This is a genomic window from Proteus sp. CA142267, from assembly GCF_003336825.1.
GTDB classification, from domain to species: Bacteria; Pseudomonadota; Gammaproteobacteria; order Enterobacterales; family Enterobacteriaceae; genus Proteus; species Proteus terrae.
Window position 1 is genome coordinate 17,181 of record NZ_QPMG01000009.1, and the last position, 21,887, is coordinate 39,067.

Consider the following 21,887-nt stretch of genomic DNA (forward strand, 5'->3'; position numbering starts at 1 on the left):
AGCAATTAGCGGCATTTTAAGGGTATTTTTCTATGAGTAAGTTTATTGGTTCACTTGAAAAGGTACTCCTTCCTTTTGCGGTTAAAATTGGAAAGCAACCTCACGTTAATGCGATTAAAAATGGTTTTATTCGTTTAATGCCGTTAACCCTTGCAGGGGCAATGTTTGTACTTATCAATAACGTCTTTCTTAGTTTTGGTGAGGGCTCCTTTTTTTATTCTTTAGGTATCCGCCTTGATGCATCAACAATAGAAACACTCAATAGTTTTAAAGCCATTGGGGGGAATGTCTATAACGGAACATTGGGTATCATGTCATTAATGACACCCTTTTTTATCGGTATGGGATTAGCCGAAGAGCGTAAGGTCGATCCTATCGCTGCTGGGTTACTCTCTATCGCTGCGTTTATGACTGTCACACCTTATAATGCTGGGGGGGCGTATGCTGTTGGCGCCAACTGGTTAGGGGGTGCGAATGTTATTTCAGGTATTATTATCGGTCTTGTTGTGGCTGAAATGTTTACCTTTATTGTGCGTCGTAATTGGGTGATCCGCTTACCTGATAGCGTACCAGTTTCTGTTTCACGTTCATTCTCGGCCTTAATCCCTGGTTTTATTATCTTATCTGTTATGGGAATTGTTTCGTGGGGATTAGGACATTATGAAACACATTTCCACCAAGTTATTTTGGACTCTATCTCAACGCCTTTAGCCTCATTAGGCTCTGTAGTGGGTTGGGCGTATGTTATCTTCACATCATTGTTATGGTTCTTTGGTATTCATGGTTCACTAGCGCTGACAGCGCTTGATAGTGGCATTATGACGCCATGGGCATTAGAGAATATTGCGATTTATACAGAATACGGTTCTGTTGAAGCTGCATTAGCGGCAGGTAAGACATTCCATCTCTGGGCCAAACCGATGTTAGACTCCTTTATCTTCTTAGGGGGGACGGGGGCAACGCTGGGGCTGATTCTGGCTATCTTTATCGCATCTCGTCGCGCCGATCATCGTCAAGTGGCAAAACTGGCATTACCAGCAGGTTTATTCCAAATTAATGAACCGATTATTTTTGGTTTGCCTATTATCATGAACCCAGTGATGTTTATTCCCTTTATTCTTATTCAGCCTATTCTTGCCGCAATTACTGTGACGGCTTATTACTTAGGGATAATCCCACCAGTAACAAATATAGCGCCATGGACGATGCCAACGGGATTAGGTGCATTCTTTAACACTAACGGCAGTATTGCAGCACTGTTATTAGCACTATTTAACTTGGGTGTTGCCACACTGATTTATCTTCCTTTCGTGATTATTTCAAATAAAGCTCAAACTGAAATTGAAAAAGAAGAAAGTGAAGAAGATATTGCCAATGCATTGAAATTTTAAGTGATAGAAAACACAAGTGCAGAGGCTTCTCTGCACTTGCCAGTGCCAAAGAGGAAATATGATGTTAGATATTGAAAATGCCGTTGATAGCAGTGCAACTGATGATGAATTTGAAGAGATCATCATGGGGCTTATCATTAATTCTGGCCAAGCCCGTAGTGTGGCTTATGGCGCATTAAAAAAAGCCAAAGAAGGTGATTTTGATGGCGCTAGAAAATTAATGGAACAGTCTCGTGAAGCATTAAATGAGGCGCATAAAATACAGACTCGTTTAATTGGTGATGACCAAGGTGTTGGCAAAACCAAAGTCAGCTTGGTATTAGTCCACGCGCAAGATCATTTAATGACATCGATGTTAGCCAGAGAGTTAGTGACAGAATTAATCGAGTTACATGAGAAGATAAAATAAGATGAATACTGTGGTGGAGTCATTGAGAGCACAAAGCGAAATACGCATGGTCTATGAAGATCAGCTATTTAATGGCAAAAACTTTCATGTCTTTATTTATAATAAAACAGAAAGTGTCAGTGGATTGCATCAACATGATTATTATGAATTCACCATTGTATTAACAGGGCGCTATTATCAAGAGATTAATGGTAAAAAGGTTTTATTAGAGCGGGGTGATTTTGTTTTTATCCCCATAGGCTCTCATCATCAAAGTTTTTATGATTTTGGGGCAACACGCATTTTAAATGTGGGAATTAGTAAAGCCTTTTTTGATAAGCATTATCTCTCGTTATTGCCTTCTTATTTTATCGCTTCGCAAGTTTATGAATTAAAAAATGAGTTTCTTTCCTATATTGAATCGGTTATTGGCTCATTAAATTTCCGCCATACCGAATTTAATGAATTTATTGAAATTGTCACCTTTAATGTGGTGAATAGATTACGACACCATCGAGAAAATAGAACGCAAGATGATATTCCTTTATGGCTAAGAGACACTGTTAGCGAGATGCATGACAAACAAAAATTTGGCGAAAATGCACTGGTTAATATGATAATGCTATCAGGGAAATCACAAGAGTATTTAACCCGAGCAACTCGGCGTTATTACGATAAAACACCAATGCAAATTATTCATGATATTCGAATTAATTTTGCGAAAAAACAATTGGAAATTACAAACTATTCGATAACAGATATTTCTTTTGATGCGGGCTACAGTAGTCCAAGTTTATTTATTAAGACATTTAAGAAAATAACTTCGTTGACGCCAAATAGTTATCGAAAAAATTTGTGCAGTATTAAAGAAACAAACTAATTCATTATTAAGCGTAAGAAATTAATCAACAATAAAGATTAATTTTATTGAAAATAGAGAGAAAGAAGAAAATAAGCTTATTTTCTTCAGGGCTCTTTACGCCTTAATTTCGCCATTAATACACAAATAACAGCACTATTACGCTGTATGGGAGTATTTTATGAGTCATAAATTAAAAGTTGTTACCATTGGTGGTGGAAGCAGTTATACGCCTGAATTATTAGAAGGTTTTATTAAGCGTTATCATGAACTACCAATCACAGAATTATGGTTAGTGGATGTTGAAGAAGGGAAAGAGAAGCTTGATATTATTTTTGAGCTTTGCCAACGCATGGTAAAAAAAGCAGGTATTCCTTTAACCATTTATAAAACACTTAATCGCCGTGAAGCATTAAAAAATGCTGATTTTGTCACAACACAATTACGTGTTGGTCAATTGAAAGCAAGAGAGCTTGATGAATCTATTCCTCTAAGTCATGGCTATTTAGGACAAGAAACCAATGGTGCGGGTGGTCTCTTTAAAGGCTTGCGCACTATTCCTGTTATTTTCGATATTATTAAAGATGTCGAAGAAATTTGCCCTAATGCGTGGATCATTAACTTTACTAATCCAGCTGGTATGGTAACAGAAGCGGTTTATCGTCATACCAACTTTAAGAAATTTATTGGAGTTTGTAATATTCCAATCGGTATGAAGATGTTTATTACAGATGTTCTAAAGCTGACGGAAAAAGATGAACTCTCTATCGATTTGTTTGGCTTAAATCATATGGTGTTTATTAAAGATGTCATTGTAAATGGTCAATCCCGTTTTCCTGAATTATTAGACGGTGTGGCTTCAGGAACATTAACCGCAGGCTCTGTGAAAAATATTTTCGACCTACCATTTAGTGAAGGATTGATCCGCTCTCTTAATATGTTGCCATGCTCTTATTTGCTGTATTACTTCAAGCAAAAAGAGATGTTAGCGATTGAGATGGGGGAATACTATAAAGGTGGTGCTCGCGCTAAAGTGGTGCAAAAAGTCGAAAAACAACTGTTTGAATTGTATAAAAATCCTGATTTAAATATCAAACCGAAAGAGCTGGAATTACGCGGTGGTGCTTACTATTCTGACGCAGCCTGTGAAGTGATTAATGCTATTTATAATGATAAACAAGCAGAGCATTATGTGAATATTCCTCATCATGGTCATATCGATAATATTCCAGCAGATTGGTCAATTGAAGTGACGGCTATTTTAGGGCGTGATGGCGCTAAACCTCATCCACGTTTAACGCATTTTGATGAAAAAGTGATGGGATTAATTCATACCATCAAGGCTTTTGAAATCGCGGCGAGTAAAGCGGCTATTAGTGGCGAATTAAATGATGCTTTATTAGCAATGAACTTAACACCACTGGTACTTTCAGATAAAGATGCAGAAGTACTTACGCGTGAAATGTTGTTAGCGCATAAGGCACATCTACCGAATTTTGCTAAAGCGATTGCTGAGTTAGAAAAAGCCTCTCATTAATTGTCGGTAGAGAAAAATAAGTAATAAGGAGACAGAATGGCTGGTTTATTAATTGTGAATGCGGATGATTTTGGGCTTAGTAAAGGCCAAAACTATGGTATTGCAGAGTGTTTTCGTCATGGTGTTGTTAGTTCAACAACGGCACTTGTCAATGCCGAGGGAATTGAACACGCAGCACAATTGCGCCATGAGTTGCCCGGTTTAGGTGTTGGGCTTCATTTTACTTTGACGATGGGTAAACCGCTGTCTCCTTTACCTTCTTTAACGCGTGAAGGTATGTTAGGGAAATGGGTATGGCAAATGGCAGAAGAGGGCGATTTACCACTTGATGAAATTCGTATTGAGCTTAACGCACAATATCAGCGTTTTATTGAGATCTTTGGTTGTGCGCCAGACCATATTGATAGCCACCATCATGTACATATGTTTAAGCAAATTTTCCCTATTGTGGCGGAGTTTGCCAAAGAAAAATCATTACCAATGCGAGTTGATAGGCCACTTGCACACAAAGAAGGGATTGATACTCAAGGTGTGATTAGTAGTGATGGTTTTGATAGCCAATTTTATGGAGATGAAATCACTCAAGCATTATTTTTAAAGGTGCTTGATGAATCGAAAGCGCGTCATGAACATTCTATTGAAGTGATGACACATCCTGCTTTTGTGGATAACCCATTGCGTGCAAGTGGTTATTGTTTTCAGCGTTTAACAGAGCTTGAAGTATTAACAGATAGCGCATTAAAGCATGCGATTTTGGAAAGAGGTTATCAGCTAGGAACGTATCAAGATTTAATGTAGTGGGTTTTTAGACAATCGGTGTCTGTGTTATGCCCTGGTGTGGGTCTTTTTGAATTATTTTGCCTCTATTTTTATAAAGTAGAGGCATTTTTATTTTGAATAAAATCAAAACCGATAACCAATACTGGAGATAAATGTTTTGCTTGGATGGCTTTTTCCTTCCATTTTGAAATAATTGCCTTCATAGCCTAAAGTAAGTGTCATATTTTGTGGTGATGTTAACGTGATGCCTGCTCCCCAACTTACTGATTTAGAAAAATTATCTTTATTGATATTTTCTGATGTTTGGTAACTCACACCACTTACCCCGATAATACCGTATAGTTCCACAAAAGGTGTTAATGAGTAAGCTGGGCCCATTGTAAGTGATGCATAACGTAATCTGCTATTATGAGATAATGTCTTCTGTGCCATCGTTCCTGAAAATTGAAGAGAGGTTTTTTTATAAGTATTGGGATTAATTTGGTATTTAATATTTATTCCATTCGCAGTAGGTAAATCTTTTATTTTAATATAAGCGTAGCCAGCAGAGATGAGCCTATTACTATCACTATTTTCTGCATGGAGTGATGAGGTGAAAAATAAAGGTAAATATATTAATAATATTTTTTTTATCATAATATAAAATCAAATTATAATTTAATAAAAAAGCACATATCATAAAATAATATGTGCTTAAGTTTATTTAAAAACGATAACCAATATTGGCAACAAAGCCATCTAAAATAATTTTACTATCGGCATCTTTAAATTTAAAACGGCTATTTTCATATCCAAGAGAAATAGAAACCATTTCTGCTGGGTTAATGATTAAACCTGCACCCCAACTAAATGCATTTTTCTTTAGTTTTTTTAAGTCTGAACTTTCAGATTTAAATTGTATTTGGCTCATACCCGCAGCACCATAAACACTAATAAACTCATTTAAACGTAGTGTAGGGCCTGCCATAACAGAGTAATAACGTGCATTTACGTCTTTAAAGAAAGTATTAACAGGCTTGTTTAAGTCATATTCATTTTGAGCATAAGTAGCTGTTGCTAAAATACCAAACTGTGAATTGATTTCTTGGCGAATAGAAAAAACACCTCCATGCATTGGATTTTGGCCTGCCATTTTGACTTGTGCATAACCTGCTGAAAGTGTGGTTTTCTCTAATTTAAAATCGTTTTGAGCATAAACAGAGGAAGTGGCTAATAAACCAGTTATAAATAAAGTTGATAGTAATTTTCTTTTCATTAGTTATATCCCATAAGTAAAATAATAAGAACACGCTATTAAGCGGAAGGGATTATAGTAATGTGTCTATTTTTAATGGAATAAAAAAGAGTACTCTTATTTAAATAAGGTTATTTTATTAAAGTGACCTATTAATTATTATCAATATTATATTGTTAATTATATGGCATTAATATAAATCACTATAATAATATATAAAAAATAAAAATAAAAATAAAAATAAAAATAAAAAAAAAGGCTCTCTAAATAATCATAGAGAGCCTTTTTATGTTTATTTAAGCCCTAAATCACTTTGCAAACTAAGTACTTGATTTTGTAAATTATCTAATTCAAGTTGTTTTTGCATGACTGATTTTGAAGGATTATTTTGAGTTGCCTTCATTTGTCTATCAATTTCATTGATCTGTTTTTGAATATCATTTTGCCCTTTCGTTTTTTGGCGAATTTGATTTAACAGATTATTTATTGATTGATTTAAGGCTTGTTGGCTTGCTTGCTTACTCTTGAGAGAGGCATTAGTTTGTTGCTTTTCTTTCTCGATAGCAGCAAGAACCGCTCTAAACTCAGTATTTAATGCTTTCTCATTAGCGAGAATAGCTTGTTTTTGCTCAATACGATTGTCATAAGTCCCTGAATAATTACAATTAAACTTAGTAATTATACTAACATCACCGGTTGTTGGATCACAATCAGCGGGATTGGTGACACAACCACTTAATAGTAATGTCATACCAACAAGAGAAAGAGGTAAAAATTTCATTATCATCCTTTTTAACGTTAACTAAGTTTTATTGCTGTACGCTGAGTATAAAGGCTATCAAGTTCTTCTTGTAAAGAGGTCACTTGTTTCTTCATCCCATCAATTTGTTTATCAAGTTGAGCGGTTTTTAAGCCATCTTGACGACTTTGTGCTGCGATATCTCGCCATTCAGCTTCGCGTTTTTTCATATCCGCTAAGCGAGAGCGCAGTGCTGCAATATTGGCATCAATACCTTTCAGTTGTTTCTCAGCAGCGACTTTATTGAGACGTTGTTGCTTCATGTCTTGCTCAATTTTCGCCAGAGCTCTCTTATCGTCATTAATAACGGCTCTTGCTGTATTTGATGCTCGTTGTAGATGCTGATTTTCTTTTTTCACATCGTCTATCATCGAGTTGAGCATCGATTCTTTAGAAGCATAGTTTTGGCGTTTGTTATCTAAATAGGCATTGGCACCAATACCGACACCACAACCAGCGACTGCCGCAATGAGCATACATGCGCCTTTATTGCTCGAATTTGAGACTAAACAGCCTAATGCACCGATAGCCGCCCCTCCTGCACAAGCTGTAATACCTGATTTACTGAAAAACTCCATATCACTGTTATTTTTCAAACGAGGATCTGCACCGCTATTACTTTGACACCCTGATAAGGCCAGTATGGCACTAATGCCAAGTACCGCCATGAGTCGTTTATTCATACCACACCTATCCCAAAGTCTCTGTTATTGTTTTTTGCACGCTTCAAGCCATTCGTTCCGTGAAACTTTACCGTTAGCCCAATATCCTTGGAGTCCCTGCATATACGTTGAAAGGTACGTATTTAAATTTGATTTGCCTCTGGCTTCCATTAATTGACGTACAACGTCAATTTGAGGTTTTACTAAAGAGGCATCATATGTGGTTGCCATATCCACTAATGTGTCTGCGTAATAACTCACGACAAAGTCGAGGGTTTTCTTATGTTCGTTGACTTGCTCTTGGCGTCGTTCACATGTGGCATCTTTTGTGCCTGCAGGACAGTTTTTCTCATGCAATGCAATTAATCGATCATAGAATTCGCCATCATCTTTTAATTTGGTACATAAAAAAGCGCCTAATTGCAGTGAAGTGCGGATAGCCTGATCACGTTGCTCATCACGCAGTTGTGCATTTGCTCGAAGTATATTTTTCAATTCAGCTAACTGTTTTTTCAGCGCTTCATCTTGTACTTGGGTTGAGAGCGTATTCAGGCTATTAATGGAGTTATCGCTATTGGTTTTTGAGTTATTGCTTGCTGGCTTCTCATTCCCTAATTGTTGCCACTCTTTTTCGATCTCTTTAATTTTGTCGCGTGATGTCAACGCAGGGGCAACAATGGCTAAACGAAAACCTGTGTATTTGTTTTTATTTGCACCTGTATTGGTGTAATAAGGCTCTTCTTGACGCCATGAACTGCGCATATCGCTTTCTGGGGTGAGATAGCTACCTCCGCGCACAATAAAGCCACCCGCTTGCCCGTGTAAGCGGTCGAGTTTATTTAATCTAAAAGGCTCAAACATCATTTCAGCGACATTACCTAACATGTCATGTAAGCCTAATGGATTGGGTGATAACAAACCGGTGAGTTGTAATGAGCCATTAGCAGATTGACTACCTGCTGACCAAATATAGTTTTTGGTACCTTCTGGCATTGGAAAACGTATATCACGAAACTCGGAGGCTGAGACTTTTAAACCGCCACGTGCCGCAAATTCCCACTCAGTTTCTGTCGGTAATCTTGCGAAACCTTTTGCGCCATCTTCAACAGGTAACGCTTCGGGATGATTGCTTCTTAACCATTGGTTGTATTGGTCAGCAAATTGCATCGCTTCATACCAACTGATATTCACTTTTGGTAAACGTAATTTATTTGAAGCAACGGGGCACTCTTTACCATTAATCACGCTCTGCATAGCGTTATATTGCAGATCGGTAACAGGGTATTTCGCCATAAGGTAGTAACGGCCTTTTTCTTTGCCTTTTAATGGAAAGCTACCCGCAATATGTTCTGCTCGAGATTGTTCTAAATAGCCCCATTCATCACCTTCTTGCCCTAAGGTCACACTGTAATCTTGTAATGGCCGGCTTAAGGGTATGGTGACTTGGCGAAAAACCATTGAACCTTCACAAGGGAAAGGCAAGGTAACATCATCAGGCAACGCTTTTGGGTTAACGAATTTATCTTCCCATTTGGCAGATGCGGTAAAACTGCTAGATAACAGCGCGAATGATAAAGTTAGAAGCGATAAATTAAATTTCACGTAAGCTCTCCGCAGGTTCAATCGAAACGGCACGCAGTGCGCCAATACTTGCCACGACTAAGGCCACCAGTAAGGCACTGCACATGGCAATCAATAAATCCCAAAACGTTAACTGACAAACAAAGGCTTGCTCAGGTAAATGTGTGCCTAATAATGTGGTGAATAAGGCGCTACCGATGCCATAAAGCCCAAGGGCTAAAATAAAGGCAACGCTCGTTAATAACAGTGCTTGCAGTACAATATATAAAGAGACTGCAAATTGACGAAAACCCAACAGGCGTAATACCGCCATATCTTTACGTTTACGGTCAATATTGGCAAGGAATGCGCCAATTAATGAGGCAATACAGCCTAATAGTGATACCCAAGCAATCACGGAAAAAATAACATTAAGCACGTAGCTGATTGCTTTTACAGAGTCTATTTGGCTTTTTTGTGTCATCACATCAATGTGTTGTTGTCTAAACCAATCATCTAGTGGTGCAATGGCATCTAAATTTTTTGCATAAAGACGAGCTTTAGCAAACTGGGTTCTTGGCTTCGCTTCAGTGCCTTCTGTTACGCCAAAAAGAGGCGCTTGATAACCATCTCGGTAATCTTCCATTGCCACTAAAACATCAAGAGAAACAAAGGCTGCCGCTCTTGAGAATTTGCTATCACTGATAATGGCACCAACAGTAAAGGTACGTTTGACTCGTTCATTGACGCCATTAAGCTTACGACTGATAAATAAGCGCACGCTATCGCCTACATTCGCTTGTAGCTTTTGTGCTGCATTGGCAGAGAGCACTAAGGTGTCTGCATTTTGGGGAATTGCGACACCTTCTAATAAAGGATCGTTTTCTGCTGTTGGGATAACTTCAGCATTATCAATAAAATGTTGCCCATCAATCACAATATCGGCTTGAGTGTTTAAGCTGCGTGTTAATGGGATAACAAATCGAACCTCTTCTTTGCGTGCAATATCATTAAACCAACTTTGTGGATAATTACCATTGCCTAACATACGTATTTCAAGGTTACGCGGATCATTTAAGAGTTGGTTGTGAAGCTGCGTCACAATGCCGTTTTTTAGCCCAAATAGCAGTAACAGTGGTGCGATAACTGAGACTAAAGAGAACACAATACAGAGCGCAACTTTGCGATCATAAATTAAGTCACGCCAAGCGAGTGAACTGAGTAAGCCAAGGCGATTGGGATTAGTGTTATTGTTTGATAAAGACACTACCGCCCCCTTGTAGTTGTGCGTGATAGTGGCTAAATCCAAAACGCTCGACTAAAGACCAATCATGACTGACAACCAGCGCAGAGATATCGAGTTGTTTTACCATTTCAACAATCAATGCATATAACGCTTGTGCATTATGAGGATCGAGGGCAGCAGTAGGCTCATCAGCAAGTAATAGAGCAGGTTCATGGGCGATCGCACGAATAAACGCAACACGTTGACGTTCACCAATGGAGAGCTGGCGAGGAAGACGACTAAGTAAAGGGCGTAATTGTAAATAGTCAATGGCGTGATCAAGCCAAGCGGAGTGCGGTGTTAACCCCAGCATCTTACGAGGTAATTGAATATTTTGCATGACAGTTAAAAAGGGAAGTAATCCGCCACTTTGGAGCATAAAACCCAATTTCTCAGCACGTAATGATGCGAGTTGAGCTTGTTCATTATTTAGCACCGCTTGCGTGATAATTAAATCATCACCGAGTTGAGAATGGGTTAATTCATCAGGGCGTAAGATTAACCCTATCATTTCTAGTAAGGTACTTTTACCACAACCACTTAATCCAGTTAGTGCGCCGATTTCCCCTTTTTCAAGGGTCAATGAAGGAAGCGCAACACGAAAACCATGTTGCGCATCACCACGCGTAATTGCCATGCCATCAATCTGGATCATTAAGGCAAGTTTTCCAGTGGAACAGGGTAAACGTGATCGCGAGGATCGCTTTGTGGTGCAAGGGATATCCAACGATCAACATCTTCATTATAACGTTGGTAGTACTGTAATTTCGTATTTAGACGACGAATAAATTTCTCTTGTGCAAGACCATCCCAGCTTTTCCATGTCTCTTCATCTAAGCCAAGCACTTCACTTAAATAAGGGAGATTCTCGACATATTCACCGAGTAAGCCCATTTCACCTAATTTGGTCGCTGAACCTTGCTTGATTTGATTTGGATCGTTACCCATAGTGGCGGCAATCGAGCGTAAATCAGCAAACATATTGTCAGGAGAGATCAAACCTTCATTAGCGGCATTAACGATTTTTTTCATCACATCACTTAAATCGCTAAGCTCACTTTTAGTCAGTAAAACCTGCACTTCTGTCGTTGGGATATTTTGCTGTAATAAATCCCGATCACTTATCCATGCTTTAAAAACAGGAGGTGCTTTTGTGCCTTGCTTCTCACCTAAATAAGCTAAACGCATTGCATAACCTAAATCGTGTGCATCACTGAGTAAGGCATCTGTCTCTTTATTTTTGCTATAAGTAGGATCGGCATTTAATGCACTACCTACGGTGGCTTCACCACGATAAGCCGTTTGAATTTGAGTGGTTACAGCGGTTGCTAAGCTATCTACCATACGACCAAAACTATTTACATCCCCTGAGTTGATAGGGTAGTAAAGCGATTTGTGTAAGAACGGATTAAGCGTTAACGCTTCATATTGCGCTTGTGCAGACGCGTGATTTTTTGCACCTGATGGTGTTTTTAAATGCAGTGTATAAAGTGCAACACCGCGATAAGCCGCTTCTTGGCGAATTTGTTCCGCATCGAGTTTAGTGGATGAAAGAGGATCATCTCCCGTTAATGCGCCTGCATCGGTAATTAAAATAACGTAACGTGCACCAAAGCGTGTCCAATCAACATCATCAAGAGCTTGCATTACACCAGCATAAGCATCTTCATCGAAACGACTACTTGAGACTTTAGCTTGGCGTAATTCTTTAACTTTATTTAGGAAATCAGGGCCGTCTTTTACATCATTAGGATTTACAAACATTTTGCTGTCGTATTCCAATGCAGGAACGGCTTTGATATTAGAGCGGAATGCGACTAAACCAAATTTTACCTTATCCAACATGTTGTCTTTTTCGACTTGTGCATAAACCTTTTGAATCGCTTCTTTGGTTCTATCAATGTAAGGATCCATTGATATGGTTGAGTCGATAACAAAAACGACTGCGGCAGAAAAGCCTTGCATCATATTGTCAGCATCTTTGCTGTTCGGTGTTGCAGGTTTTGTACTGTTTGGAGTTGCATTCGCATTCTGTGCGTCTTTGCTGTCTTTAGTTTGAGAAGAGACAGATGCCACATTGAGTACTCGCACTTTATAGCCTGCATCAGTAAAGACTTCATCTGAGCCTAAGACAGGTAACAGATAGAAATTACTTTTCTGATCAATCATATAATCTGGCTCTTTTGCTAAAACAGCCGGATTCACTTTCTGGTTTTTGATATCTGCTAAAAAGGGTTTGTACTGTTTTTCAGGGGTTGGGCTTTCAAGTAAGCTTTCAACTGTTTGCTTATCTTTGAAAAACAGCATTGGGTTACGACCCGCAGGGTTAGTAAATGCGAGTGTTAGCTGCATTTTCCACTCTGATGTGCAACTTGCATTCATCCAACCACTGATATGACCTAAGCTATCAGGGCCAACTTGTAACCACTCGTTGGCACCTTGTTTTTGGCGTTGATAAACATAAAAACGGCTAAATGCAGGTTGCTCTTTACCTTTTGCGCCAACAGTGTCAGCCACTTGGCAACCTGGATAAGTTAATACACGTTGATAGAGAGTCTTTTTACCCTCTTGTAGTAACGGCTTTTTCTCTTCAGCACTTGCTGGCGCTGCCAGAATTAAACCGCTGAGAATAAGAGTAAGCCAATGCGCCTTTTTCATGCGACTTTCCTATTTTTTCAAAGCTTCAAGACGCACTTTTGCGTCACTGTTTTGTGAGTCGTGATTAAGAACCGCTTCGTACCAATAAATGGCCGTTTCTTTGTCTGCACTAAAGCAACCTTGTGCTGATGCGGTTTCAGGATCGTATTCACGAGCGTAATTTAGAGCGATATCAACATCACCTGATTGTGCTTTATAAGCATATAAACGCTGAGCAACATCACATTGATTGTTCTGTTTCGCTTGTTCAATAGTTGCAAGAATAGTTTTGCTATCCGGTTGACTCTGTATGCAGCTTTGTACAAAGGCTAATGCTGTACCTGATTTCATATTTTCAACACTGCATACACTAGGTGTTGCGGGTTCTGGTGTTGGTTGTGGTGCAGGTTCGCCAGCAGGATTTCCTCTTAGTAAGAAGAACCATGTTAAGACACCCGCTAAAATTAAGATCAAGATAATGGCTAAAATTAAGCCAATTTTGGATTTCTTCGGCGCAGGTGGTGTTGGTCGTTGTGGTGGTTCATCTGCCTTGATTTCAGGGATAATCGACTCTATTTTTTCAGGCTCAATTTTGAGTGGTTCTGGTTCTGGCTGTGTTTCTTCAATAATAGGAGCAGGTGGAACAGGCTGATTATCTAATGTCGCCGTTGATTTCAATGCTTCACTCTGACCTTGTGCTTGTGAAGCCAATACGCCATCACGAATACGTAATCGTCCGATATCTTGTGTTTCGTTATCGTCTTTTAACGTAAATTGATACGCCATCTGTAAGTTGCTAACGAGGGGATCAACGAGCGTTTTATCAAGAACGATTTGATAACCATCATCAGCATCTTCAAGTGAAAGTTGGTGGAAAAAGGCATTACCTACCCATTCCCCTTTATCATTTAAGAAATAGCGATCTTGGTTACGCTGAATACTTAAATAAACAGGGGAAGCGTCACCTTCCCAATTACGAATACTTAATACCGCAAAGCCGGGACGAGCAGGTTGTACGGGTTTTAATTCTGGATTAAACACGAATTATGACTCCACGACGGATGATTTCATGGTTTGAATTATTTGGCCTAATAGTGCGTTTTGCTCAGCACTGATCTCTCTTCCTGCAGAATGCCCTGCATTCTCAGTAATAACCGCTGATAAAGCGATAAGCCAATCAATCACAAATAAAAGGGTATAATTAACAGGGTTGGTAGGTAAGCGAACTAAACGCTCATCATCCCCCCATTGCACGCTAGCGCTATCGGGTCTTTCAAAGATCTTATGGCCTGCATTGATTTTGCTATCAGGCTTCTCAACACCGTTATCTTTGAAATTAAACCAAGTAATAAAATCACCCAGCACATTATAAACACGAGATGATTGCTGTTCAGCTAAGTCATCACGACGAGCAATGGCTTCTGTCCCTGCAAGGGTTTTCAGCATGCGTTGTTCAACACCAAGGCGGTTAATAGCAGTGATCAGTTCATCAACTAACAGCACCATAATTTCTTGTTCGATGCCTAAATAGGTTAACAAAGTACTGTTATCAGGCAGGCTACGCAGATGATTTATCCATAATGCCATCACTTTTTTAGGGTAAGTAACCTCATTGCCATGACCTTTAGGGGCTTCATCTTCTTCTGATACTAGAGAGATTGGCGCATCACTAAAGAGATCGAAAGCAGGTTGTTCCATAGCTGCAAAGGCGGAAACAGGGGCTTGTGTTGCCTTCTTATCTGAAAGTGTATCGATAACCTCTTTTTCCTGCATATACAGATCGTAGAGTGATTTGCGAGAAGGTAACAGGTAATCTAGTAACGCACCTTGTAAATAAGGGCGACTTTGCATAAAGCGTAAAATAGTGGCGGCATTACGGCGTTTTACCTGTAATTCCTCTTCACCACCTGATTGATACCATTTTTCAAGATGATGACCGATTAAATCACGTTGAATTTCTTGCAGTTGCTCACTGATACGTTCAAGTTTTAGTGGTTTTAAGGCAACGGTTTCAAGATAATCAGCAAGGCGTTGCATACCACCATCGTTAAGCGACAACATGGCATCCCATGCTTGGTCTGGCTCACGAATATAGCGTTGGACAGTTTCATCTTCAGCAAAGGTTTTTTTCATCAAATGTAATTGTGAAACACTGTCTTCATTTAGAACCGTTTCTTTGCCATTACTGATTTGAATAAACGGTGTCGGTACGCACGGTTTACGCACTAAAAAGGTGTTATTAAATGCTTCACCGTTGATCCAATCTAATGACATCCATTCATATTGACCAAAGCGCTCTAACATCGCCATTTTGATCATGCCACCTTTACCCCATGATTGACGTAATAACGCTTCATTCATGGTTAAGGAGTTAGTAATTCGCATATCAAACATGGTCATTGCCCAAATCAAGCCTGAAGGGCGTTTAGCTCGAGTTTGCGCATCTTTACCTTGCGTGTTATTGATCCATTCTGTGAGGACTGCACCAACTTCTTTCACATCTGATTGTTTGTTTGATGCGGTACATACCACTAACACATTCATCTCTTGGTTATCGGTATAACGTTCAAACAGATAGGCAACTTTACCCCGTAGAATAAGCTGTGCCAGCGGGTTTGCACTGTCATCGTTAACCTGACGACGCACATCTGCCATAGTTTCGACCCCTAAACGACCGCGATAGCCCGGAAAATCGAGCAGTTCAACGTGTTCAAACAGGGGTTTACTTGGTGCATCTAATAATGGAACGACTAATTCAACCGTCAGCGCAGTTAACTCTGCTAACGAAAGAGTTACAGGGGCATCAATACGATCGCCATGAACAGGACAAATGCTGATCTGGCTATCATTGGCAGTATTGAGACGCTCTAACATATCCACGTTCATAATACTGTCTTTTTGTACTAACACGCCGTCTTGCTCTTTGACTAAAGAAGAGAGCGGAGCCAAAACAAGAGGTGCATTACCTAAAGAGGCAAGTGTGGTGCTAAAACGTTGATAAGCGGATGTCAGCTCTGCAATATCTCCCCATAAAACAGAAAAAAGTTTAGCTCGTTGCGCAATGTTGAGATAAGGCGCTAATTCAATCGCTTTAGGCCAATAGGTTGTTGCTAATTTTTTCTGGCTTTTTTCAGCATGACGTTGCAGATAATCCCATAATGAAACGACGTCATCATGAGTAATGCCAGCAACGGGGGTGGCGTTGCATTGTGTGCTTAATGAATTGATTAAACGAGAAATTTTCTCGTCATCTAATTCAAATTCAATTTTTTCTTGATTGAAGTCGTACAAGTAGGCATTGGCGAGAATTTTAACGATCTCAATTTCGCTGAAAAGATGTAGCTCAACAGGAAACTGTTGCGTACCTTTTGTGGCGTTGCGACTAAAGCGAGTCACTAAACCTGTCGCCTCTTTACCACCACCCGGTGGGTTGATATGGTCGATAAAATCAAGGGTTTTACCTGACATGCTGGTTCTTAAACGACCTTCTTGTCCTGCAGCAAGAGCTGAAATCAGGTACGATTTTCCTGCTTGAGAGAGACCAAAAAAGCCCACAGACATTGGTCGTTGTGTCGCTAAACTGAGATTTTTTGCCATGTTACGGCTACGTCGTAGGCGATAGATAAGGCTATCGGCTTCGGTATTTAAACGAGGTGCATTACCTCTTACTGCCGTTACCCAATCAATGGCTTTACCCGCACCTTGATAAATGGCATCCCATTTGGCTGTTAATTGTTTTTCATCCATCATATTCATTTACCTAATACACTCCCGCTATCCAGCCAATAGGATGTTTCACCAATTCCACTATCTGCTAACGTATTGAGTTTAAAGCTTAAACCGTTCTTATTAACGCCACCTTTGCCATTAATAAGCTCCATCTCTTCAATACGTAATTTTTCAGATTTATTGTCATCATTATGGCCAGATGCACCCCTTTCTTCTCCAAGTTTGATATGTAATACGCTGTCTTCTTGGCTAAGTTGCTGTGCCAATTTCGGATTTTTAATGCGTAAGGTATAAAGTGGAGATGCAGGCCAACGGGCATTATCTAATTGACGGAAACCTAAGCGGATCCCGCCTCTGACTTCAAAATAGGTATCAGGATCAGGCTCAAATTTATCCTGAATATCACGGTAGTAAACATCATTATCAGAAATGGTGTTGTTATTATCCAACATCCCTAAATAACGTACTGTTGAGTAAGTTTTAAAGTTACCTGTCGAGAAGTAGAAGTTGAGTAAACGTGCATTTTCAGCCATTAAACACAACATTGCACCAACCGCTGCTGTTGATTTTGGATCGTCAATACGGCCTTTTTTGTTAAATGGATACCAACCACCCGTTTTGTAGCCATGTAATGGCAGAATACGAGAAGGCGGTACTGGCTGTAATACTTTTAACAGTGCTTGAATACCCGGTAAGCGAGAAGGGCGGCCCGTCAGTAGTAAAACATCACAGGAGTAGTAATAAAGCACTTCACACAGGGCTTTTAAACTACGCGTGATATTAATGCGTTCACCTGAAATAAATTCGGCGTGCAATTGCGCAAAGTTAATTTGTACAGGCACATTTAAAATGGAGAAACTCTCGCCACCACCAAGCTCTTTATTGGTTGCGTCATCAATATAACGACGTACATGCTCTGTCGGTAGAACGTTAAGTAATTCACCAAAAGTACTGTTAATGCCTTCATGTGGAACTAATGGATCGTAGTTTTCATATTGGCTTAAAATCTTTAACCCAATCGGATTAAAGATTTGTAGGGTAAGTTGTTGGCGCAACACTTGTTGCCCAGCATCTAAACCTTCACTACCAAAAAGAGAAGACATCAGAGCATCGGCATCAGAAATACCTGCATCCGTTAATGCTGTGCGTAATGCAGGCAGTACGCAAATTTGGATGATATCTAATAAAATATCATCGCCCGCAATTTTGAATCCTTCACGGAATAATTGTGTTGGAATAATTTTGACGTTGCTACCTGTGCCCGTATCCAGTTTATAACGTGTGATAACGAGATCGGTTGTTCCACCACCAATATCAATTGAGGCAATTTTTAACGTGCTATCACCCGTTAATGCGCGGTTATCTTCACGTACTTGGCTGGCAAAGAAGGCTTCAGTACGTTCACCAAATTTAATTTGTGTTTCGTTGTAGAGGTAAACTAACTGGCCACAAGTGGCTTCATCCCACTTCACATGGATGTTTGGCATTGGGATACGACATTGTTCATCTTTGCCATCAAAACGCAGTTTTTCGTCAGTTGGATCCCAATTCATGGCTTTCCAAATGAGTCCTAATGCGTTTTCCATGCACGTTTCAAAAATGGCACGCTCTGGTTTTGGCATCGCTGGTGGAATAGTCAAAATGATATTGCGCAATTGACGAGGCGCACTTGCGTGACTCATTTTAAGGCGTTGAGCAGGGCTGTTCATTTGCGTTAATGCCTGCGCTAACACTTCGGTTAACATCATGGTCATTAATGAACTACGGGTATAGTTTGGCGTAAATACCGGCATGCGAAAGTCAGGCTCTAAACGGAATAACGGCTCACCGTGATCGTTTAGAAGGTATGTCATCGGAACCGCGGTTGCCAGTGGCTCTCTGTCTGTCTGACCAAAAGAGCGACTAAAGCGCCAACCGGGAGAATATGGCGAATCATCCCATAAATAGCGTTTAGGGCTTGAAATACCCGTTGAGCCTTCTGTACCTAATCGTTGCGCAGCCATGCGGTTGGCTTCAGGGCCAACGCGGCCAATCGTCGGCCACATAAAGGCATTATTGCGACCGCTATTTACTGAGAAATCTTGTTTACCAAATTCAGCTTGCGCAAATTCAACACGGCTTTCAAATGGCTCATTATAGATTTGATAAGGGTGGCTTAAATCACGCAGCGTCATTTCATAGAGTTGCGTTAGTCCTTTATTATCATTGATATGATCTTCAATTAAGATCCCACAGGTACGTGAGTTACCCACATCAAGAATAAGATCAACTTCAATCGCGGGCTCTTGTGGTTTAGTTTCGTTAATTTTTATTTCAGGTAAGCGTAGCTTCTCACCTAAGATATTGAGTAAATTGAGATAATGTGCCTGATGTTGAAACTCTTTAAGCGCATCTTCAAGTTCATCATGGTACATTTTGGTCACAGCCAGTGCTCTTTCGCTAAAGACTTCCTTTAACCAACCATCAATCCACGGTGTTTCAAGGAAGTTCTCAACTTCATAGCCCAAATAAGCCAACGCAAAAGCGACACCCGAGCGAACATCTTCTTCGTTTGGCGCCAGATAAGCGGTATTGGTGCGATTCGGTTCAATTCGAGTATCAAATGCCACAACAACGCGGTGTGTATGTCCATCTTCATCTGGCTCAGACAGTTGATGGAACATCATTCTTACCCAGTTATCAGGGCCTTGAGAGAATGCGCGTGGTGGATTAAAACGGAAGAATGGCACCGGTAGCCATGTGTCATTTAATAGGGTTAATGACTCTTCAAGGGAGAAGCTAAATTCAGCCTCTCTTGGTGTTTGAGGCTGGTTTTTAGGTGCTGGGTAAAGATAGTTATCATCTCGTTCATTATAGATGAGTCGCATTAACGGGCCGTTTTCGCCTTTTTTAACAAACTCACCGTACTCTTTGCGCTGTGGTAACTTAAAACCAAAATCCAGAAACTGAATATTACTGTCTCGGATAAGGGTAATTTTATCTTTATAATCGGTCAGTGGCGCTAACATGAATTAATTATTCTCCCGCTTCATTGATAATGGGAATGGCTGACTGTTCTCATATTTCCCTTGGCAATCAGCAATATTTTGGCTTCCTGGTTGGCAAATAATATTTGGCATCAAATAGTTTGAACCATCACTACACAGAGCCTGACCTTGGTTATTAATATTTAATCCGCCTTGATTGACGGCTGCATTGACAGGCGCTTTACAGGTCACGCCATCACTGCGTGTCATGACGACTTGTCCTTTACCATTATCTAATTGATAGTTCAGGCTCAGTGGTTTACCTGTTTTTTGATCTTGAATTCCCGCCCCTGCTTTCCATTGACCATTTAGGAATTGGGTTGAGCCATTCGCTAACGCATTTGCTGGAATGGTCAGTGGTGTTGTGTTATCAGCCGTGGCTGGCGGTGTGACATCTGGTGGTGCATTGGGATCAACAGGAGGGTTAGCCGTGTTGTTCTCATTCCCTGTATTTTGATTGTTATCTGTTTTCGGTTGCTCATTTTGTGCGGCTGGATCAACCGTAGGTACGTTAGGCTGTTGTGCATCGTCGGGCGCTGCTCCTTCAGGTAAAGCACCTTGGTTATTATCTATTTGAGGATCAACCACAGGTAAACCAGTATTAGGATCAACTACTGTGCCGTTCCTATCAGTGCCATTAATCACATTCTCATTGGCATCAACGGTGCCTAATGTTCCTGAGTGAACTGTACCTGTTGGTATACCAATGGTATGGCCATTAGTCACCACCGTGGGGACTTTGGGCTTTTCAAGCGTAGGATCAGGCAATTTAGGCGCTTCAATATCTGGCGTTTTAATATCAACCGTAGGCAGTGCTGGCGTTGAAAAACAGCCTCTTAAGAAGAAAATTGCGAGTAGAAGTAATAATAGAGGTAACAGCCACCATAAGAAACGCCACCAAGGGCGCTTAGTTTCAGTAATAATGAATTTTTCTTGCACTGGTGGAGCCACGGTTGATGTTGGTACGATTGGCGCTACAGCAGGTTTTAAACAAGCAACAGGATCAACTCTAATTTGTTGATTAGCATTGACAAAACCCCAGAAGGTAATAATAGGTTGGCCATCAACAATAAAAATATGGTTTTCGTCAGGAAATTGGATAGTTTTGCTGAGCAGGGCACCAAAAAGCTGACTTTCTTTATTTCCAGCCCTTTGCTGTTCTTGTTCACTAAAGGAGATTAAATCATCTTGATTCTTTTTCAGTAGCGCATAAGCGGCGGTGCGTTCTTCTTCTGAAGCCGCAGACCAAGGAATAACAGAGCCATCAATCGGTGAATACCAGTCAATGCGCTCGCCAGTTTCATTTGGCTGAGGAATAGCAAGACATTGAGAAATATGTGCCTTTCCTCTTAAACGCAGGGTTTCACGTAGCTGCAGTGCAGAGATATAAACAGCCTGTCCATTTTCTCCCATAGGGAGGTAACTTTCTAATTTACCACTTCGTAAGAATGCTTTATTCACGACGATCATTCCGCTAGGCAAGATTATCTATGGGTAAGTTGGCTTATCCGTAAATAGGTTTTAAGGCTAAAAATAAAGATATAAAATTTATATTCATTTTATATTATCAGAAATTGGGTGTCTATCTAGCGGATTATTTAGGGTTAATTAACTGATTATTATTAAAGGCTTTTTTATTTTTCTTGAGTGAAAGTGGGAATATTAAGATGACGATTATGATAATGAAATAATGACATTACAGGTTGCGCTATATTTTCTTAAATATATGGATTAAATCACCGATATATTAGCTTTTACATTAAAAAATAATGAAATAGAAGAAAAAAAAGACAAAATATAAAAGAATAAACTATTAATGAGCATCTCGCCATTGTGATAGTAATCACAAAATAGGTTTATTCTGAATAATGAGAGAATGAGAAAAGAAAAAAACAGACAATTAAGGAATGGTCTTAAATAGATAAGATATAGAGTTCGTCAGTGCCAATATAATAATAAAATACACGTAATACGTGAAAAATTCACCCTCAATGTGAAAC

At 39.8% G+C, this 21,887-nt stretch carries 17 protein-coding genes; 5 read left to right on the top strand and 12 right to left on the bottom strand.

Features of this window, described 5'->3' with window-relative positions:
- The first annotated feature begins 32 nt into the window (after nt 1-32).
- From chbC to chbG, 5 genes are all read left to right on the top strand, one after another.
- Nucleotides 33-1,391 carry a PTS N,N'-diacetylchitobiose transporter subunit IIC gene (gene chbC, locus C0T34_RS14065; protein ID WP_006534492.1) on the top strand — a complete coding sequence of 453 codons (1,359 nt, stop codon included), beginning with the start codon at nt 33-35 and terminating at the stop codon, nt 1,389-1,391.
- A gap of 61 nt (nt 1,392-1,452) precedes the next feature.
- Nucleotides 1,453-1,800 (top strand): PTS N,N'-diacetylchitobiose transporter subunit IIA, encoded by a 348-nt coding sequence (chbA, locus tag C0T34_RS14070; RefSeq protein WP_088494268.1) that lies wholly within the window; start codon nt 1,453-1,455, stop codon nt 1,798-1,800.
- A gap of 1 nt (nt 1,801) precedes the next feature.
- Nucleotides 1,802-2,659 (top strand): transcriptional regulator ChbR, encoded by an 858-nt coding sequence (chbR, locus tag C0T34_RS14075; RefSeq protein ID WP_098941618.1) that lies wholly within the window; start codon nt 1,802-1,804, stop codon nt 2,657-2,659.
- A gap of 160 nt (nt 2,660-2,819) precedes the next feature.
- A complete protein-coding gene (locus tag C0T34_RS14080) occupies nt 2,820-4,175 on the top strand; it encodes a 6-phospho-beta-glucosidase (RefSeq protein ID WP_098941619.1) in 1,356 nt (451 codons plus the stop codon).
- A 36-nt stretch (nt 4,176-4,211) separates the two neighbouring features.
- A complete protein-coding gene (gene chbG, locus C0T34_RS14085) occupies nt 4,212-4,973 on the top strand; it encodes a chitin disaccharide deacetylase (RefSeq protein ID WP_109850345.1) in 762 nt (253 codons plus the stop codon).
- A 105-nt stretch (nt 4,974-5,078) separates the two neighbouring features.
- Here chbG and C0T34_RS14090 read toward each other — a convergent pair whose 3' ends face one another.
- The 12 genes from C0T34_RS14090 to C0T34_RS14145 all read right to left on the bottom strand — a co-directional run bounded on the left by C0T34_RS14090 (nt 5,079) and on the right by C0T34_RS14145 (nt 21,348).
- Entirely contained in the window at nt 5,079-5,591 is a 513-nt protein-coding gene (locus C0T34_RS14090; RefSeq protein WP_109850346.1) for an outer membrane beta-barrel protein, read from the bottom strand.
- Between the two features lie 67 nt (nt 5,592-5,658).
- Nucleotides 5,659-6,210, bottom strand: coding sequence for an Ail/Lom family outer membrane beta-barrel protein (locus tag C0T34_RS14095; RefSeq protein ID WP_098941622.1), 552 nt, complete (start codon nt 6,208-6,210; stop codon nt 5,659-5,661).
- A 271-nt stretch (nt 6,211-6,481) separates the two neighbouring features.
- Nucleotides 6,482-6,970: a hypothetical protein gene (locus C0T34_RS14100; RefSeq protein WP_226892341.1), complete on the bottom strand. Its 489-nt coding sequence runs from the start codon at nt 6,968-6,970 to the stop codon at nt 6,482-6,484.
- A gap of 17 nt (nt 6,971-6,987) precedes the next feature.
- The gene (locus C0T34_RS14105; RefSeq protein ID WP_109850347.1) at nt 6,988-7,671 is read right to left on the bottom strand and encodes a hypothetical protein; all 684 of its coding nucleotides are present in this window, start codon (nt 7,669-7,671) and stop codon (nt 6,988-6,990) included.
- A 24-nt stretch (nt 7,672-7,695) separates the two neighbouring features.
- Entirely contained in the window at nt 7,696-9,252 is a 1,557-nt protein-coding gene (locus tag C0T34_RS14110) for an SUMF1/EgtB/PvdO family nonheme iron enzyme (protein WP_204100985.1), read from the bottom strand.
- Nucleotides 9,242-10,477, bottom strand: coding sequence for an FtsX-like permease family protein (locus tag C0T34_RS14115; protein WP_109850348.1), 1,236 nt, complete (start codon nt 10,475-10,477; stop codon nt 9,242-9,244). Before C0T34_RS14115 ends, C0T34_RS14110 begins: the two co-directional genes overlap by 11 nt.
- Nucleotides 10,458-11,150, bottom strand: a complete 693-nt coding sequence (locus C0T34_RS14120; RefSeq protein ID WP_109850349.1) for an ATP-binding cassette domain-containing protein — start codon at nt 11,148-11,150, stop codon at nt 10,458-10,460. Before C0T34_RS14120 ends, C0T34_RS14115 begins: the two co-directional genes overlap by 20 nt.
- On the bottom strand, nt 11,150-13,153 hold the full coding sequence (locus C0T34_RS14125) for a vWA domain-containing protein (RefSeq protein ID WP_109850350.1): 2,004 nt from the start codon (nt 13,151-13,153) through the stop codon (nt 11,150-11,152). Before C0T34_RS14125 ends, C0T34_RS14120 begins: the two co-directional genes overlap by 1 nt.
- Before the next feature lie 9 nt (nt 13,154-13,162).
- Complete coding sequence (locus C0T34_RS14130) at nt 13,163-14,173, bottom strand: hypothetical protein (RefSeq protein ID WP_109850351.1); 1,011 nt, start codon at nt 14,171-14,173, stop codon at nt 13,163-13,165.
- Between the two features lie 3 nt (nt 14,174-14,176).
- A complete protein-coding gene (locus tag C0T34_RS14135; protein WP_239450332.1) occupies nt 14,177-16,882 on the bottom strand; it encodes a virulence factor SrfC family protein in 2,706 nt (901 codons plus the stop codon).
- Between the two features lie 2 nt (nt 16,883-16,884).
- Nucleotides 16,885-19,869, bottom strand: a complete 2,985-nt coding sequence (locus C0T34_RS14140; RefSeq protein WP_098941629.1) for a virulence factor SrfB — start codon at nt 19,867-19,869, stop codon at nt 16,885-16,887.
- 3 nt (nt 19,870-19,872) lie between these two features.
- A complete protein-coding gene (locus C0T34_RS14145) occupies nt 19,873-21,348 on the bottom strand; it encodes an SrfA family protein (protein WP_109850353.1) in 1,476 nt (491 codons plus the stop codon).
- Nucleotides 21,349-21,887: the final 539 nt, after the last annotated feature.